We start from the raw sequence: 15,444 nt of genomic DNA, 5'->3' as shown, positions 1-15,444 counted from the left end.
GGCCGCGATGAGCGGGGTGGAGTCGTTGGTGCCCCTCCCGGTGATCCTCCCCCTGTGCGCCGCGGGGCTCAAACTGGCCATCGGCGCGAGACTCGAACGCGTGCAGCGGTTCATCAGCGCTGCCGTGCTGCTCGCCGTGCTGATCGTCTCGCTGCTGCTGCTGATCGCCGCCGACCGGCACGGACCGCAGGTGATGTTCGCCGGAGGGTGGGCCCCGCCGGTGGGCATCGTCCTGGTCGCCGACCGGCTCTCCGCATTGATGCTGGTGATCTCCTCGTCCGTGACGCTGTGCGTACTCGTCTACTCCGTCGGCCAGGGCATGGCGGACAACGACGACACCACCCCGCTGTCCGTCTTCCACCCCTCCTATCTGGTGCTGGTCGCCGGGGTCTCGGACACCTTCCTGGCCGGGGACCTGTTCAACCTCTACGTCGGCTTCGAGCTGATGCTGACGGCCAGCTATGTGCTGATGACCATCGGCGGCACCCTGGCGCGCATCCGCGCGGGTGCCACCTACGCGATCGTCTCGCTGCTGTCGTCCATGCTGTTCCTGGCCGCCGTCGCCATGGTGTACGCCGCCACCGGCACCGTGACCATGGCCCAACTGCCCGCCCGGCTCGACGCCTTGCCCAGCAGCGTGGCCATGGTCATCCAGGTCGCCCTGCTCGGAGTCTTCGCCATCAAGGCCGCCGTCTTCCCGCTCGCCGCCTGGCTGCCCGACTCCTACCCCACGGCCCCGGCGCCGGTGACCGCGGTCTTCGCGGGACTGCTGACCAAGGTCGGTGTCTATGCCGCGCTCCGCACCCAGACGCTGTTGTTCCCCGGGACCGGCATCGACACCGTCCTGTTGGTCGTGGCGCTGCTGTCGCTGCTGGTCGGCATCCTCGGCGCCGTCGCACAGACGGACCTGAAACGGCTGCTGTCCTTCACTCTCGTCAGCCATATGGGATACATGTTCTTCGGGATCGGACTGGCCAGCCCCGACGGCATCTCCGGCGCCGTCTTCTACGTCGCCCACCACATCACCGTGCAGACCACCCTCTTCCTCGTCGCCGGGCTGGTCGAACGCCGCAGTGGAACGACCGACCTGCAAAGCCTCGGCGGCCTGGTGCGGCTCTCCCCGCTGCTGGCCGTGCTGTTCCTCGTCCCCGCACTGAACCTCGCCGGCATTCCGCCGCTCTCCGGCTTCCTCGGCAAGTTGGGGCTGATGCGGGCCGGTGTGGACGACGGCGGGGTCCTCGCCTACGTCCTGGTCGCGGGCAGCACGGTCACCAGCCTCCTCACCCTGTACGCGCTGGCCAAGGCGTGGAATCTGGCATTCTGGCGCGCCGCCACACCCGAGATGTGCGCTGCCGGGACGGTGCTGGAATCGACGGAGGAGGACGCTTCGGACGTCCCGGACGCCGCCGCCCGGGGCGCCGCCGCCCGGGACACCCCGACGGGCGGCGGCGACTGGCCCGCCGGCGGCCTCGGGCTGCTGGCGCCGCGCCGGGTGACGGCCACCTTCGGTGGTCAGGAGATCACCACCACCAGCTCGCTCCCCGTCAGCATGGCCGCTGCCACCACGGCCCTCGTACTGTTCGGACTGGCCTTCACCGTGCTCGCGGGACCGCTGTTCGCACTGACCGACCGCGCGGCCGGCGAACTGCTCGCGCGTACCCCCTACGTCGAGGCGGTGATCGGCGGATGACGGCCCCTCAACGGCTGCCGGAGGCCAGTCGGCTGCGCGCCACCCAGTGGCCCATGGTGCTCGGGTTGACCCTGCTGTGGCTGCTGCTGTGGGGCACCCCCACCCCGGCCAACATCGTGACCGGGGTACTGGTCGCGCTGCTGGTGGTGCTGGTCTTCCCGCTGCCGCCCATCGAGAAGCAGTCCCATCCGCACCCGCTCGGCATCCTGCGGTTCGTCGCCCGGTTCGCGCTGGACATGGTCGTCTCCAGCTGGCGGATCAACCGCTCCATCCTCGCCCTCGGCCGCCCGCGCTGCGCCGTGCTCGCGGTGCGGATGCGCTGCCCCGGCGACCTGCTGCTGACCGCGACGGCCGTCGCCGTCACCGCCGTACCCGGCAGCACCGTCCTGGAGGTCGACCGCCGGTCGGGAACCCTCTACCTGCATGTGCTCGGCGGCGACCGGGAGGAGGATCTGGCGCGCGCCCGACGGGACGCGCTGCGCCTGGAGACCCGCGTCGTGGAGGCCTTCGGCACCGCCGCCGACGTCGCCGCCATCCGGGCCTCCGAGACCGCCCAGGAGGTGTTCGGCCGGTGGCGGTGACGGCAGCCGCCCCTTCGGCGGCCTACGAGACGGTCGCGGCGGTGATCGCGGCGCTGCTGCTGGCCGCCGGGCTGCTGGTCACCCTGCGGATGGCGCGAGGACCCTCGACCCTGGACCGGGCCGTCGCCCTCGATGTGCTGGTCGCCGTGGTGATGGCCGGTATCGCCCTCCAGTCGGCGGTCCGGGGCAACTCCTTCTATCTGCCGGTGCTCCTGGTCCTCTCCTTCCTCGGCTTCACCGGCTCGGTCGGCGTCGCCCGCTTCATGGCGCTGCGCGACGAGGCCGGGACCGAGGACGTGGACGTGAGCGAGGGCACCGGAGAGGAGAGCCGGGGCGACCAGGGCGCCGCCCAGGAGAGCGCCGGCGGGCAAGCGGGCGGTGCCGGGGGGAACTCCGCGCCCGACGACGGCCCGCGACGGCCCGGACCACCACCGGAGGAGCCATGAAGCCCACATCCCGGGAGCCGCGATGAGCTGGGGGGAGGTGGCCGACGCCGGGGGCGCCCTGTGCATGCTGGTGGGCGCCTTGCTGTGCCTGCTGGCCGGGATCGGGCTGCTGCGGTTGCCGGACGTCCTCAGCCGGATGCACGCCGCGACCAAGCCGCAGTCCTTCGGCCTGCTGCTGGTCCTGATCGGTGCCGGGCTCTGGCTGCGCAGCCCCATCGACCTGTGCACCCTGCTGCTCGTCGGCCTCTTCCAGCTGCTGACCTCACCGGTGGCCGCGCACATGGTGGGCCGTGCCGCCTATCGGACCGGACGGCTGGACCGGGAGGGACTGGTCCGCGACGAGCTGGCGGAGGCACTTCGTACCGCGGCCGCCGACCGAGACCCGGGGGATCCCGGGGAGAATCCCAGGTCAACGGGGTAAGTACGGCCTTCCTTGCTGGCAGCGGAAGGCGCTTCGTGCCTACGCTTCGAACAGTGGGCGCCCCGCCCGTCTGCAGTCCGAAGCGAAGGAGCCGTACCGGCCATGTCCCATGCCGGAGTCACCGACCCGACCCATGTCGCACACCGCGACAACCACACCCACCGCGACGTCAACGGCGGCTGGCTGCGGCCCGCCGTCTTCGGCGCGATGGACGGGCTGGTCTCCAACCTCGGTCTGATGACCGGCGTGGCGGGCAGTGCCGCCTCCTCGCAGACCATCGTCATCGCCGGTCTCGCCGGGCTGGCGGCCGGCGCCTTCTCGATGGCCGCCGGGGAGTACACCTCCGTCGCCTCGCAGCGCGAACTGGTCCAGGCCGAGCTGGAGATCGAGCGGCGCGAGCTGCGCCGCAGCCCCGGTGAGGAGGTCAAGGAGCTGGCCGCCCTGTACGAGTCGCGCGGGGTCGACGCCGAGCTGGCCATGAAGGTCGCCAAGCAGCTGCACCGCGACCCGGAGCAGGCGCTGGAGATACACGCCCGCGAAGAGCTGGGCATCGACCCCGCCGATCTGCCCTCGCCGACCGTCGCGGCCGTCTCCTCGTTCCTGTCCTTCGCCCTGGGCGCCGTACTGCCCGTGCTGCCCTACCTGTTCGGGACCACCGCACTGTGGCCCGCTGTGCTGCTCGCGCTGACGGGGCTGTTCGTGTGCGGGGCGGTCGTCGCCCGGGTCACCGCCCGCAGTTGGTGGTTCAGCGGCGCCCGCCAACTGGGCCTGGGCGCCGCCGCTGCCGCGGTCACCTACGGGCTGGGCGCCTTGTTCGGGGTCGCGGTCGGATAGCCGGACGGCGGACGGGTCAGCGGCGGCGGGCCAGCGACAGTGTGCGGCGGGCCCCCGCGACGACGGCCGGGTCGACGAAGCGCCCGTCCGGCAGCGCCAGCGCCCCCGCTTCGGTGGCGGCGGCCGTCACGATCTCCTCCGCCGCCGCCACCTCCTGCGTGCTGGGCCGGTACGCCTCCTCGATGACGGGCAGCTGCCGCGGATGGATCGCCGTCCGCCCGAGGAACCCGCGCGCCCGCCCCTCCGCGCAGTCGCGGGCCAGCCCCTCGGTGTCCCGTACGTCGGGGTACACCGACTGGGGCGGGGGCGCCAGCCCGGCGGCCCGCGCGGCGACCACCGCCCGCCCCCGTGCGTACTCCAGACCGCCGGCCGAGCCGCTCGGCACCCCCAGATCGGCACGCAGATCGGCCTCTCCCAGGGCGATGCCGTCCACCGCGGGGTGCCCGGTGGCGATCTCGAAGGCGTACTCCACACCCAGCGCCGACTCCAACAGGGCGTACAGCGGCGGTACGTCGTCCGCCGACGGCACCCAGCCGACGGCGCGCCGCAGCTGGTCCGCGTCCGTCACCTTCGGCAGCCGCAGCCCGGCGAGCCCCGGCAGGGGCGCCAGCGTGCGGATGTCCCCCTCGGCGAGGGGACCGTCCAGGTCGTTGACCCGCACATGGACGGGGACCGGGCCGGGCGGGCCGTCCGCCAGCAGTTCCGCGGTGGCGGCACGGGCGTACGCCTTGCGCTCGGGCGCGACGGCGTCCTCCAGGTCGACCAGCACCACATCGGTGCCCGAGTGCAGCGCCTTGGTGACCACCTCGGGCCGGTCCCCGGGAACATAGAGCCAGGTCAGCCAGGTCGCAGGGGTCCCGGAAGGGGTCGCTGCGGTGGTGTGCGCCGCCGGGGCCGCCGGGGAGGACTTCACCGCACCACACCTGCCTCCCGCAGCGTGTCGATCTGCTCCCTCGTCAGGCCGAGACCCGAGAGCACCTCGTCGGTGTCGGCCCCGTGCGCGCGGCCCGCCCAGCGGATTCCGCCGGGCGTCTCGGAGAGCCGGAAGAGGACGTTCTGCATCGCCACGGTGCCGAGCTCCTCGTCCTCGACCTCGGTGATCGAACCCAGGGCGCGGTACTGCTCGTCGGCCAGCACGTCGCGGACGTCGTAGACGGGGGCGACAGCGGCCTGGGCCTCCTCGAAAGCGCGGAGCACCTCCTCGCGGTCGTGGCGGGCTATCCAGCCGCCGACCGCCTCGTCCAACTCCGCCGCGTGCGCGGCACGGCCCGCACCGGTGGAGAACCACGGCTCGGCCAGGAACTCGGGGCGCCCCACCAACCGCAGCACCCGCTCGGCCACGGACTGCGCGGAGGTGGAGACCGCGACCCACCGGCCGTCGGCCGTGCGGTAGGTGTTGCGGGGCGCGTTGTTGGCCGACCGGTTGCCGGTGCGCGGCTGGACGTAGCCGAGCTGGTCGTACCAGACGGGATGCGGGCCCAGCACGGTCAGCATCGGCTCGATGATGGCCATGTCCACCACCTGGCCCCGCCCGGTGCGCTCCCGGCCGGCCAGCGCGGTCATGACGGCGTACGCGGTGGACAGCGCGGCGATCGAGTCCGCCAGGCCGAACGGTGGCAGGGTCGGCGGCCCGTCCGGCTCACCGGTGAGCGCCGCGAAACCGCTCATCGCCTCGGCGAGGGTGCCGAACCCGGGGCGGTGCGCGTACGGGCCGAACTGGCCGAAGCCGGTCACCCTGGCCAGCACGAGCCGCGGGTTGGCCGCGGACAGCTCCTCCCACCCCAGCCCCCACCGCTCCAGGGTGCCGGGGCGGAAGTTCTCCACCACGACATCCGCCCCGGCGGCGAGCCTCAGCAGTACGTCGCGCCCCTCGGCGCAGGACAGATCCAGGGCGATGGTCCTCTTGTTGCGGCCCAGCAGCTTCCACCACAGGCCGATCCCGTCCTTGCTCGGGCCGTGCCCCCGGGACGGGTCGGGCTTGTGCGGGTGTTCGACCTTGATGACCTCGGCGCCGAAGTCGCCGAGCATGGTGGCCGCCAGCGGCCCCGCGAAGAGGGTGGCGCAGTCCAGGACGCGGAGTCGGTCGAGCGGCGCGGCGGATGAGGTGCCGTCAGACATGGTGCGGTGCTCCTTTCACGCTCAGCGCGGCCGTGCGGGAGGCCAGCGCGTCGAAGCCGATGCCGTCCAGTGCGCCGACGCTCGTCGCCAGCCGGTTGCGCAGCGGGTCCGTCCAGCGGGCGGGCAGCGCGGCGGGGGAGCCCGCCAGCAGCCCGGCCAAGGACCCGGCGGTCGCCCCGTTCGAGTCGGTGTCCCAGCCGCCCGACACCACCCGGCGCACGGCACCGTCGAAGTCGCCGCGCGCATGGGTCAGGGCCGCTGCCACCAGCGCCGCGTTGGGCAGCACATGGACCCAGTGGTGGCCGCCGTACGCCTCGTGCAGCTCGTCGACCACGGGTTCGAATCCGGCCACGCCGCCGTCCCGGGCCGCATGCGCCGCGGCGGCGCCGGCGCGCACCGCGGCCGCGTACCGGGAGGCGGGCGGCACCACGGACAGCCCCGCCGCCAGGCAGGCGTCCACGTCGACGTCCGGGCCCCCGCCCGCCGCACGGGCCAGCGCCGCCGCCACGAACATCGCGCCGTAGACGCCGTTCGCGGTATGGGTGAGCACCGCGTCCCGCCACGCGGCCTCGGCAGCGGCCCCGGGATCGCCCGGGTGGGTCCAGCCGAAGATGTCGGCGCGGATCTGGGCGCCGATCCACTCCCGGAACGGGTTCCGGTACGTCCCCGTGTCCGGCGGCTCGACCCCGGCCAGCAGATTCCGGTAGGCCACGCGCTCGGCGGTGAACGTACGGCCGGCCGGCAGCTCGTCCAGCCACAGCCGCGCCACGTCGGCGGTGCTGAACCCGTGGCCGTACCGCTCCAGGAGCAGGATGCCCAGCAGCGGGTAGTTGAGGTCGTCGTCCTCGGGCGCCCCGTCGATGTTCTCGGCGAGCGAGTTGGCGGCCGAGCGGCGGTTCCAGGGATGTGCGGCGGCCGTCGCCGGATCGAGCCCGTGTGCGGTGAACCAGCCGGTCAGCGGCCAGTTCCCGGTGGCCCGGGCCAGCGCCCTGATGCCCGCCAGCGACACCTTCTCCACGGGCTTGCCCAGCACACACCCGGCGGCCCGGCCCGACCAGGCGGCGTGCAGCCGCCCTTCGAGCCCGGGCCGCACCGCGCGGCGGCCGGTGGGCCAGTCGGGGCAGGCGGCTCGGATCGCCGCCAGACCGGTCGGCTCGTCCGGAGCCGACGGACTCTCCAGCCGTGCCAACTCGTCCAGCAACTCCTCGGCGAGCGACCGCAGTCCGGGATCGGCTCCACCGGCGGACGCGCCGGCGCGCTCCGGCGCCGGCCCGCCTCCCGCGGCCAGCCAGCGCCGCTCGACCGCCGAGGCGTCCCGCCCGTCCTCGGCCGCCTGCCGCAGCTCGTGCCCGACCAGATCCTCGGGCTGCACCCAGGTGAGACGCAGCGCTGCGGCCTGTGCCGTGCCGGGCGCGCTGCCGGAGCCCTCCGCGCCCGGTGCGCCGCCGCTCATCGCCCTCCTCCCAGCGCCTCGAACGCCGCCTCGTGGGCCCGCCTGCGCGCCACGTCCCGGGCGAACACCTCGCGGGCCACCGCGGCCAGCGACACCGCGGGGGAGTGCAGATCGAGTCTGCTGGCGGCGGCGATCCGCTCGCTCCACTCGGCGGGGACGGCGGCCCCGCCGCGCAGGGCGCCGGCCAGGGCACCGCTCATCGAGGCGATCGAGTCGCAGTCCCGCCCGTAGTTGACGGAGCCGAGCACGGTGGCCCGGTAGTCACCGGCGCCGACCAGCAGCATGCCGAGCGCTATCGGCAGCTCCTCGATGGCGTGCAGCCGCGAGGGCCGGCGAGCACCCAGCGACGGGTTGCGGTAGTCGGCGCCCACGGTGTCGAAGGGGGCGACGGCCTCCCGCAGCGGGGCCAGCGCCGCCTCCCAGTCGTCGTACCGTCCGGCCGTCTCGCAGACCGCGGCTATGGCGGCACGGGTACCGTCCTTGGCGAGCCGCAGCGACTCCTCGACGACCGACTCGGGGGTGGCGTCCGGCCGGTGCGCCGCGGCCACGGCGGCGGCGAACACCCCGGCCGCCTCCCGCCCGTACGAGGACTGGTGGGCCCCCGCCACGTCCAGCGCCTCCCCGTAGGCGGCGTCCGGGTTGCCCGCGTTGACGACCCCGACCGGCGCCATGTACATCGCCGCCCCGCAGTTGACGATGTTGCCGGTCCCCGCCTCACGGGGGTCGACATGGCCGTAGTGCAGCCGGGCCACCAGCCACTTCTCGGCGAGGAAGATCCGCTGCAGCAGCAGCGCCTCCGCCTCCAGCTCGGGGATCCAGCGGGGCGAGCCGATGAGGTCGGGCACCAGATGGTCGGCGACGGCGTAGGCGTCCAGATGGTCGCGCACCGTCTCGTAGACGCGGACCAGGGCGTGCGTCATGAGGGTGTCGTCGGTGACGTGCCCATCACCCTTGTGGTACGGCGCGATGGGCCGGGCCGTCCGCCACCGGTCCTTGTGGAACGGCTCGACGATGCCCCTCACCCGGCCGCCGTGCCGCTCGGCGATGGCCTCCGGGGTCCAGCCTTCGACCGGGCCGCCCAGCGCGTCACCGACAGCGGCGCCCACCAGGCAGCCCACGGCGCGCTCCTCCAGCGAGGGCAGTGCACGGTTCGGTGCGTGAGCAGAACTCATTCCAGTGGTCCTTCCGGGGCGAGGGGCGTGGCGGGGTCCGGTGGTGCGTCGGCCGGGACCGGGAGCAGATGGTGGGCGGCCAACCGCCGTGCGGTCTCCACCAGATCGGTGCCGGCGAACTGCGGCAGCGCGCAGCCCGACAGCTGCCGGCAGCTGTCCCGCCAGGAGGCGGGCACCGCGGCGCAGCCGCCGAGCGCGCCCGCCAGCGCTCCGGTCAGCGCGGGCGCCGAGTCGGCCACCCGGGACAGACACGCGGCGGCGGGTACGGCGGCGCTGAGCGAGCCCCGCGCGGCCGTCGCCACGGCGAGCGCCACGGGCACGGTCTCGGCGGCGGCGATGCCGTAGCTGTAGACGTGGTCGACGATCCCGTGCTCCAGGACGGGGACGAGCGCGAAGGCACTGCCGGGCCCCGACGCGTTCTCCCGCAGCGCCTGGCGCGCCAGCCGTACGGCGTGCAGCGTGTTGCGGCGGATCTCGGTGCCCTCCGGCAGTTGGTCGAGCGCCGCCTGTACACAGGCACCGGTCCGGCCGCCGGCCAGCGCCACCGCGACGGCCGCGGCCATCGCACGGGCGCCGTGCACCCCGTCGTCGTCCTGGGAGTAGCGGGCGTCGAACTCGGCGAGCGCCGCCGCCGAGGCGGGGTCGCCGGGGTGGACGACGGCCAGTACGGCGGCGCGTACGCACGCGGCGTCGTCGAAGTAGTGCGGGTTGTCGTGGCCGGTGGCCGGCGGCCTGAGCCCCGCGGCCAGGTTGCCCAGGCCGGCGCGCACGGAGATCCGGGCCCGCAGCGGGATCTGGGCCGACTCGATCTCCTCGGCCTGCTCGGCCGCCGCCGCGACCTCGTCGGCCAGCGCGTTCCACGCCAGGGTCAGTGCCGCGCGCACCCGCTGGTCGGGGGTGAGGTCGCTGTGGCCCGCGGCGTCGGCCGACAGCACGGCGTGTGCGGTGAAGGCCGCCCACTCCGCGTCGTCGGACGGGCCCAGACGCAGCGGCTCTGGCGGCTGGTTGAGCGCGATGGGCACCGGCAGCGTCGTGGTGGCGTTCTGTTCGGCGAACGTGTCGAGTTCGCGGGTCAGTCTGCGCGTCCAGTCCGGCAGCCGGGCCGCGCGGTGCCGCCCGGAGGGCCAGCCCGCCGCGTCCCCGGCGGCCAGCCCCAGCAGCAGTCCCTCGATCCGCGCGGCGCCGTCACCACCGGGCGGGCCGGTGGGCCGCGGCGCGGCGGTGACGCAGCTCATGAGGCGTCCCGCGCGTCGTGGACCGGGGCCAGCCGGTCGGCGATGTCGCGGACGTGACGCCCGGCCATGGCGGGCAGACAGCTGCCGCGGGCCGGTCGGATCGCGGCGGCCCACTGCGCGGGGATGGCCGACTCGCCGCGGAGGGCGCCCGCCAGCGCCCCGGCGACGGCCGCCGTGGTGTCGGCGTCGCGCCCCATGTTGACGGCGGTGAGCACCGAGCCGGTGAAGTCCCCGCGGGCGGCGGTGAAGGCGCCGAAGGCCAGTCCGATGGCTTCTGGCGCCAGATCCGTCCACGGGTAGCCGCCGATGACGACGGAGGAGCGCACGGCCCGCTCGACGCTCAACCGGGTGGCGTTCGGCCGCAGCGGGGCGCGCCGTGCCGCCGACACGGCCCGCTGCAGGGACCGGGAGGTCCAGGCGTCCTCGGGGATGACCGACAGCGCGGCCTGGACGACGGCGCCCGGACTGTCGCTCACCATGGCGGCGGCCACCCCGGCCGCGACGGCCCGTCCGCCGTAGATGCCCTCGCCCTCGTGGCTGACGGTGCCGTCGATGGACACCAGCCGCGCGGCCTCGGCCGGCCGGCCCGCGGCGAAGACGCCGAACGGCGCGGCGCGCATGGCCCGTCCGTCGCTCCAGGCGTGCCGGTGCTGTGCGGAGATGGGCGCCGCCAGGCCCCGGCGCAGGTTCTCCAGGGTGCCGCGCTCGCTGAACCCCGCGCCGCGGAAGGAGCCCGTGCCGTCCCCTTCCAGGTCGGCGATCCAGTGGTGCCAGGCGGCCTCCACGTGCGCGACCGAGAGGGCCGAGCCGTGTTCGGCCAGCAGCAGCCCGGAGAAGATGGCGTACTCGGTGTCGTCGGTACCGGCCGGGTCGTCGCGGACGAACCCCTCGATCCGGCCCCAGCGTTCACGGATCTGCGAGGGTTTCATGTTCTCGGCGGGGGCACCGAGCGCGTCACCGACGGCGAGCCCGACCATGGCTCCCCGGGCGCGATCGATGGGGGTGGGGGCGAGGGGATGAATGGGGACGGTCGCGGTGGCGGTTGCTGGGACGGGTACCGGTACGGGGGTGGGTGGTGGCGTGGGTGAGGGAGGAGAGGGCGGTGGTGCGGTCGGTGCTGCGGCCGAGTGCTCGGCGCTCATGCGCTGCTCTTTCTGTGCGTGCCGTGCGTGCCCTAGCGCTGGTAGCGGTTGAGTATGAGATTGCCGTCGTCGACGAGGGAGTCGCGCAGCGTCCCCAGGTCGGTGTCGCCGTTGTAGTAGCGCTGGAAGGCGGGGGTGGCGACCTTGTCCGACCACTCGGCGTAACCCCGTACGCCGAGCGTCGGTGACGGGCGCAGGGTGCCGGCCGTCCGCGCGCCGGTGTTCCAGCCGTCCTCGCGCCGGTTGACGGCCGGGTCCTTCAGCGCCTCGGTGGCGGTGGGCAGCAGCCAGTCACCCTTGGCGAGTTCGACCTGGTGCTCGGGCGTGGTCATATAAGCGACGAAGTCGGCCGCGGCCCGCTTGTGCCGGCTCTCCTGCGCCACCGAGAGGGTCTGCGGGACGACGCCCTGGACGTTCTCGCCGGGACGCTCGCCCCGGGGCAGCGGCAGCACGGTCCACTCGAAACCGTCCGGGGCCTGCTGCTGCACCTGCTGCCGGTAGGAGAAGTTGAGCGGGGCCATCGCGTAGCGACCGGCGAAGAAGCCGGGCAGCGCGTCGGAGCCGCCCATGCCGAGTCCGCTCCTGGGCGCCGTCCGGTCCTCCTCGACCTGGCGGCGGATCAGCCGGCTGATGGCCGAGTCCCGCGCCGCGAAGCGGACCACGTTCTTGGTGCCCTCGTCCGTCCGCTCCTTGGTGAAGACCTTTCCGCCGGTGGACAGCGCCAGGTTGACCGTCTGCTTGACCGGCTCCTTCATCGTCCACACGGTGCCGTACCGCTCCGGTCTGCCGTTGTGGTCCTTGTCGCGGGTCAGCTTCTCGGCGACCCGCTCGAACTCGCGCCAGGTCCACGGCTTGGCCGCCGTCGGTATGCGCACGCCGGAGCGCTCCAGCAGCTTCCGGTTGGCGATGATCACCCGGGGCTCCTGGAGGAACGGCACTCCGTAGACGCGGCCGCCGTTCATCGTCACCGACTCCCAACTGGGCCGCGGGATGGCGGCGCGGGTGGCCTTCGGCAGATACGGGCGCAGATCGGCGAGGTAGCCGCCGTAGGCGAAGTCGGTCAGGTCGCTGGCGTCGTCGTGGATGATGTCGGGCGCCTCGCCGCCCTCGAAAGAGGTGAGCAACTGGTCGTGGACGCTCTCCCAGGCCCCCTGCACATAGCGGACCTTCACCTTCTTGTGCGTCCTGTTCCACTGCGCGACCAGCTTCTTGTTGGCCGCGACGGACTCCTTCTGCCAGGCGAGGCTGTAGTAGTCGAGGGTGACGGTGCCGGCGGCGTCGTCCCCGTCGCCGCCCCCGCAGGAGGCGAGCAGTGTGCAGGCCAGCAGGGCCGCGACGGCCGGGCGGGCGGTGGGTGTGCTGCGGCGCATCAGCCCTTCACCGCCCCTGCCAGCATCCCGGCGGCGAGCCGCCGCTGGAGCAGTGCGAAGAACAGCAGGCTGGGGACGGTCGCCAGCACCGATGCGGCGGCCAGCGGGCCCAGATCGGCGACCCCCTCGGCGCCGAGGAAGCGGGTGAGGATGACGGACATCGTCTGGTTCTCCGGGGACTTGAGCAGCACAAGGGCGAAGAAGAACTCGTTCCAGGCGGTGACGAAGGAGAACATCAGCGTGGCCACCAGCCCTGGTGCCAGCAGCGGCAGCACGACACTGCGCAGGATGCGCAGCCGGCCGGCTCCGTCGACCGCGGCCGCCTCTTCGAGCGAGACGGGCACCGCGCGCACATAGCCCTGGAGCATCCACAGCGCGAACGGCAGATTCCAGACGACGTACACGATGATCAGCCCGCCCACCGAGTCGATCAGGTGGAGGTTCTTCAGCACGAGGAACAGCGGGATGATCACCAGTACGAACGGGAACATCTGGCTGACCAGCACCCAGCCGTTCGCGGCGCCGCCCACCCTGGAGCGGTGCCTGACCAGCACATAGGCGGCGGGCACCGCGATCACGACCGAGACGAGCGTCGCGCCGCTCGCCACGATCAGGCTGTTGAGCGCCGAGCGGGCCAGCGGCTGCGCCTCGAAGGCGGAGCGGAAGTTCTCCAGGGTGGGGTGCTGCGGAATCCAGGTCGGGTCGATCTTCCCCAGCTCCGTGGGCGACTTGAACGACGTGGACAGCAGCCACACCAGCGGGAAGGCGAGAAAGACCAGATAGGCCAGCAGCGCCGCGTACTGTCCGGCGCGGCCCGCGAACCGCCGGGCCCGCCGCCGGGCGGGCGGGGCGCATCCACGGGTGACGCCGGTGCTCGGTGCGCTCATACCGCCTCCTCCTCGGAGCCCTTCAGCCGCTTGCGCAGGAACAGCGTGAGGAACACGGCGACCACGGCGATCATCACGACGCCCATCGCGGCGGCGTAGCCGAACTGCCCGTACTTGAACGCCTCCTCGTAGGCGAACAGCATCGGCAGCCGCGTCTGCCCGCCCGGGCCGCCCTGGGTGAGCACATACACCAGCCCGAAGGAGTTGAAGTTCCAGATGAAGTTGAGCGCGGTGATGGCCAGCGCCACCGGCTTGAGCGCGGGCCAGGTCACCGCGGCGAACCGCCGCCACACTCCTGCTCCGTCCAGCTGTGCTGCCTCGGTCAGTTCGTGGGGCACGTTCTGCAGCCCGGCCAGCAGGACGACGGTGGTCTGCGGCATGCCCGCCCAGACGCCGACGAGGATGACGGCGGGCAGCGCGAGCGAGATGTTGGTCAGCCAGTCGATGTTGCCCGAGCCCTCGCCGAGCATCCCCAGCTGCCGCAGCGTCTTGTTGAGGATGCCCGCGTCCTGGTGGTAGACGAGTCGCCACATGACGCCGACGACGACCTCCGGCATGGCCCAGGGGACGAGAGCCAGGGTGCGGGCCAGCCAGCGGAACCGCAGATTCTGGTTGAGCAGCAGCGCAAGCCCGAGGGCCAGCAGCAGTTGCAGCGCGGTCACCGACACGGCCCACACCAGGCCGATCCGGAACGACTCCCAGAACAGCGAGTCCAGGCGCAGATCGGCGAAGTTGGCCACGCCGACGAAGTCGGTGCGCACGGTGCGCCCGGCCTGTGCGTCGGTGAAGGAGAGCGAGACCGCGTACAGCAGCGGCCCCACGCTCAGCACCAGGATGGGGAGCAGCGCGGGCAGCAGCAGGAACCAGGCGCCATGGTCCAGCCCGAGCAGCCGCTTGCGGGCCGCGGGCGTACGGGGAGGGGGTGCCCCTGCCCGTCGTCCACCGGCTGCAGGTCCTCCCCCGGATTCTTCGAGCAGGGAGGTGCCCCCAGGGGAGGGGTTCCCCGCACCCTTGGCGGGGCGTATCCCCTCGTGCCGGGTACGCTCCTCCGCGCCGCTCATGAGGCGGAGCCTCTCCGCGGCGCGGAGGAGGCCCGCACGACGAGCCGTGGATCGGTGGTGATCCGGCGCGCCGCCGTGGCGTCCTGGGCGAGCCGTTCGAGCAGCATCCGGGCCGCTGCCCGACCGCGCTCCTCCGACCCCAGGTCCACGCTGGTGAGCGGAGGCCAGCCGGCGCGGGCCAGTTCGCTGTCGTCCATGCCGACGAGGGCCAGGTCCTCGGGTATGCGCAGCCCCCGCTCGTGCGCGGCCTGCCCGGCGCCGAGCGCGAGTTGGTCGTTGGCGCAGAAGACGGCGTCGGGGGCGGCGCCGGAGTCGAGCAGGTCCAGCATCGCCGCGCGGCCGGCCGCCAGTCCGAAGGAGGTGGCGCGCTCCAGCGCGGGCTCCGGCACGATGCCGTGGTCCGCGAGCGCCTTGAGGTAGCCCTGGCGGCGGTTGTGTCCCGGCACCGTGTCCAGCGGGCCGTTGAGGAAGGCGATGCGCTCTCGGCCCGTCTCCGCGAGGTGGGTGACGGCCAGTCGGGCGCCGGTCACCGAGTCGGCGGCGACGGCGTCCACCGGCACGTCGCCGGGCAGCGATCCGATGACGACGACCGGACCCGCGGCGGACTTGAGCACCTCGATATGTTCGGGCGTGATGCGGATGGGGCACAGGATGAGTCCGTCGCTGGTGCGGTCACCGAGGCTGCGTACGACGGCCAGTTCCTCCTCCAGGACGGCATCGGTCGAGTGCAGCAGCAGCCGGTAGCCGGCTGCCCTGGTGACGGCCTGGATCTGCCGGACCATCGCGACGTAGACGGGGTTGCCGATGTCCTGCATGGCGAACGTCAGCTGCTTGGTGCGACCGCCCTTGAGGGACTGGGCCACGGCGTTGGGTACGTAGCCGAGCTCGGCCGCGGCCCGCTCGACCCGCCGTACGGTCTCCGGGCGTGCGCCGACGCCGTTGAGGACCCGGGAGACCGAGGCGATCGAGACGCCCGCCCGTTCCGCGATGGACACGATGGTCGGTGGTCCGCCCTCAGGCATCACTGCTCGCCC

Annotated in this window: 15 protein-coding genes; 5 read left to right on the top strand and 10 right to left on the bottom strand. The window is 73.4% G+C overall.

The genetic code is table 11. The annotated features are described in order from the left end of the window. The first annotated feature begins 16 nt into the window (after positions 1 to 16). The 5 genes from KBY19_RS10370 to KBY19_RS10350 all read left to right on the top strand — a co-directional run bounded on the left by KBY19_RS10370 (position 17) and on the right by KBY19_RS10350 (position 3,972). Positions 17 to 1,690 (top strand): Na+/H+ antiporter subunit D, encoded by a 1,674-nt coding sequence (locus tag KBY19_RS10370; protein ID WP_185019356.1) that lies wholly within the window; start codon positions 17 to 19, stop codon positions 1,688 to 1,690. Further along, entirely contained in the window at positions 1,687 to 2,271 is a 585-nt protein-coding gene (locus KBY19_RS10365) for a Na+/H+ antiporter subunit E (RefSeq protein ID WP_099879773.1), read from the top strand. The genes KBY19_RS10370 and KBY19_RS10365 overlap by 4 nt, the downstream gene beginning before the upstream one ends. After that, complete coding sequence (locus tag KBY19_RS36360) at positions 2,262 to 2,717, top strand: monovalent cation/H+ antiporter complex subunit F (RefSeq protein ID WP_307842469.1); 456 nt, start codon at positions 2,262 to 2,264, stop codon at positions 2,715 to 2,717. The genes KBY19_RS10365 and KBY19_RS36360 overlap by 10 nt, the downstream gene beginning before the upstream one ends. A gap of 22 nt (positions 2,718 to 2,739) precedes the next feature. Further along, a complete protein-coding gene (gene mnhG / locus KBY19_RS10355; protein ID WP_185016599.1) occupies positions 2,740 to 3,138 on the top strand; it encodes a monovalent cation/H(+) antiporter subunit G in 399 nt (132 codons plus the stop codon). Positions 3,139 to 3,240: 102 nt separating this feature from the next. Further along, positions 3,241 to 3,972 carry a VIT1/CCC1 transporter family protein gene (locus tag KBY19_RS10350; RefSeq protein ID WP_099879772.1) on the top strand — a complete coding sequence of 244 codons (732 nt, stop codon included), beginning with the start codon at positions 3,241 to 3,243 and terminating at the stop codon, positions 3,970 to 3,972. Positions 3,973 to 3,988: 16 nt separating this feature from the next. On the opposite strand, the gene KBY19_RS10345 is transcribed toward KBY19_RS10350, so the two are convergent. The 10 genes from KBY19_RS10345 to KBY19_RS10300 form a co-directional block, all read right to left on the bottom strand. Next, entirely contained in the window at positions 3,989 to 4,813 is an 825-nt protein-coding gene (locus tag KBY19_RS10345) for a CoA ester lyase (RefSeq protein WP_247690831.1), read from the bottom strand. Positions 4,814 to 4,881: 68 nt separating this feature from the next. Next, a complete protein-coding gene (locus KBY19_RS10340; protein ID WP_210965632.1) occupies positions 4,882 to 6,090 on the bottom strand; it encodes a CaiB/BaiF CoA-transferase family protein in 1,209 nt (402 codons plus the stop codon). Further along, positions 6,083 to 7,543, bottom strand: a complete 1,461-nt coding sequence (locus KBY19_RS10335; RefSeq protein ID WP_210956049.1) for an ADP-ribosylglycohydrolase family protein — start codon at positions 7,541 to 7,543, stop codon at positions 6,083 to 6,085. Before KBY19_RS10335 ends, KBY19_RS10340 begins: the two co-directional genes overlap by 8 nt. Next, on the bottom strand, positions 7,540 to 8,715 hold the full coding sequence (locus KBY19_RS10330) for an ADP-ribosylglycohydrolase family protein (protein WP_099886416.1): 1,176 nt from the start codon (positions 8,713 to 8,715) through the stop codon (positions 7,540 to 7,542). The genes KBY19_RS10335 and KBY19_RS10330 overlap by 4 nt, the downstream gene beginning before the upstream one ends. Then, the gene (locus tag KBY19_RS10325) at positions 8,712 to 9,950 is read right to left on the bottom strand and encodes an ADP-ribosylglycohydrolase family protein (protein WP_180289605.1); all 1,239 of its coding nucleotides are present in this window, start codon (positions 9,948 to 9,950) and stop codon (positions 8,712 to 8,714) included. The genes KBY19_RS10330 and KBY19_RS10325 overlap by 4 nt, the downstream gene beginning before the upstream one ends. Further along, the gene (locus tag KBY19_RS10320; RefSeq protein WP_247690830.1) at positions 9,947 to 10,927 is read right to left on the bottom strand and encodes an ADP-ribosylglycohydrolase family protein; all 981 of its coding nucleotides are present in this window, start codon (positions 10,925 to 10,927) and stop codon (positions 9,947 to 9,949) included. The genes KBY19_RS10325 and KBY19_RS10320 overlap by 4 nt, the downstream gene beginning before the upstream one ends. 197 nt (positions 10,928 to 11,124) lie before the next feature. Further along, a complete protein-coding gene (locus tag KBY19_RS10315; protein ID WP_099879761.1) occupies positions 11,125 to 12,462 on the bottom strand; it encodes an ABC transporter substrate-binding protein in 1,338 nt (445 codons plus the stop codon). Beyond that, positions 12,462 to 13,349, bottom strand: coding sequence for a carbohydrate ABC transporter permease (locus KBY19_RS10310; protein ID WP_099879759.1), 888 nt, complete (start codon positions 13,347 to 13,349; stop codon positions 12,462 to 12,464). The genes KBY19_RS10315 and KBY19_RS10310 overlap by 1 nt, the downstream gene beginning before the upstream one ends. Then, positions 13,346 to 14,410: a carbohydrate ABC transporter permease gene (locus tag KBY19_RS10305; protein WP_099879757.1), complete on the bottom strand. Its 1,065-nt coding sequence runs from the start codon at positions 14,408 to 14,410 to the stop codon at positions 13,346 to 13,348. The genes KBY19_RS10310 and KBY19_RS10305 overlap by 4 nt, the downstream gene beginning before the upstream one ends. Then, entirely contained in the window at positions 14,407 to 15,432 is a 1,026-nt protein-coding gene (locus KBY19_RS10300) for a LacI family DNA-binding transcriptional regulator (RefSeq protein WP_210965630.1), read from the bottom strand. Before KBY19_RS10300 ends, KBY19_RS10305 begins: the two co-directional genes overlap by 4 nt. Positions 15,433 to 15,444: the final 12 nt, after the last annotated feature.

This window comes from Streptomyces sp. B15, assembly GCF_018070605.1.
Lineage (GTDB): Bacteria > Actinomycetota > Actinomycetes > Streptomycetales > Streptomycetaceae > Streptomyces > Streptomyces smyrnaeus.
The sequence above is the reverse complement of the archived record's forward strand: the minus strand, read 5'-3'. Positions and strand labels throughout refer to the sequence as shown.

What these genes read in the sequence shown, in the direction of transcription:
- KBY19_RS10305 (WP_099879757.1), bottom strand. Translation starts at nt 14,410, where the DNA reads ATGAGCGGCGCGGAGGAGCGTACCCGGCACGAGGGGATACGCCCCGCC.
- KBY19_RS10365 (WP_099879773.1), top strand. Translation starts at nt 1,687, where the DNA reads ATGACGGCCCCTCAACGGCTGCCGGAGGCCAGTCGGCTGCGCGCCACC.
- KBY19_RS10315 (WP_099879761.1), bottom strand. Translation starts at nt 12,462, where the DNA reads ATGCGCCGCAGCACACCCACCGCCCGCCCGGCCGTCGCGGCCCTGCTG.
- KBY19_RS10335 (WP_210956049.1), bottom strand. Translation starts at nt 7,543, where the DNA reads ATGAGCGGCGGCGCACCGGGCGCGGAGGGCTCCGGCAGCGCGCCCGGC.
- KBY19_RS10310 (WP_099879759.1), bottom strand. Translation starts at nt 13,349, where the DNA reads ATGAGCGCACCGAGCACCGGCGTCACCCGTGGATGCGCCCCGCCCGCC.
- KBY19_RS10325 (WP_180289605.1), bottom strand. Translation starts at nt 9,950, where the DNA reads ATGAGCTGCGTCACCGCCGCGCCGCGGCCCACCGGCCCGCCCGGTGGT.
- KBY19_RS10330 (WP_099886416.1), bottom strand. Translation starts at nt 8,715, where the DNA reads ATGAGTTCTGCTCACGCACCGAACCGTGCACTGCCCTCGCTGGAGGAG.
- KBY19_RS10350 (WP_099879772.1), top strand. Translation starts at nt 3,241, where the DNA reads ATGTCCCATGCCGGAGTCACCGACCCGACCCATGTCGCACACCGCGAC.
- KBY19_RS10300 (WP_210965630.1), bottom strand. Translation starts at nt 15,432, where the DNA reads ATGCCTGAGGGCGGACCACCGACCATCGTGTCCATCGCGGAACGGGCG.
- mnhG (WP_185016599.1), top strand. Translation starts at nt 2,740, where the DNA reads ATGAGCTGGGGGGAGGTGGCCGACGCCGGGGGCGCCCTGTGCATGCTG.
- KBY19_RS10320 (WP_247690830.1), bottom strand. Translation starts at nt 10,927, where the DNA reads ATGGTCGGGCTCGCCGTCGGTGACGCGCTCGGTGCCCCCGCCGAGAAC.
- KBY19_RS10340 (WP_210965632.1), bottom strand. Translation starts at nt 6,090, where the DNA reads ATGTCTGACGGCACCTCATCCGCCGCGCCGCTCGACCGACTCCGCGTC.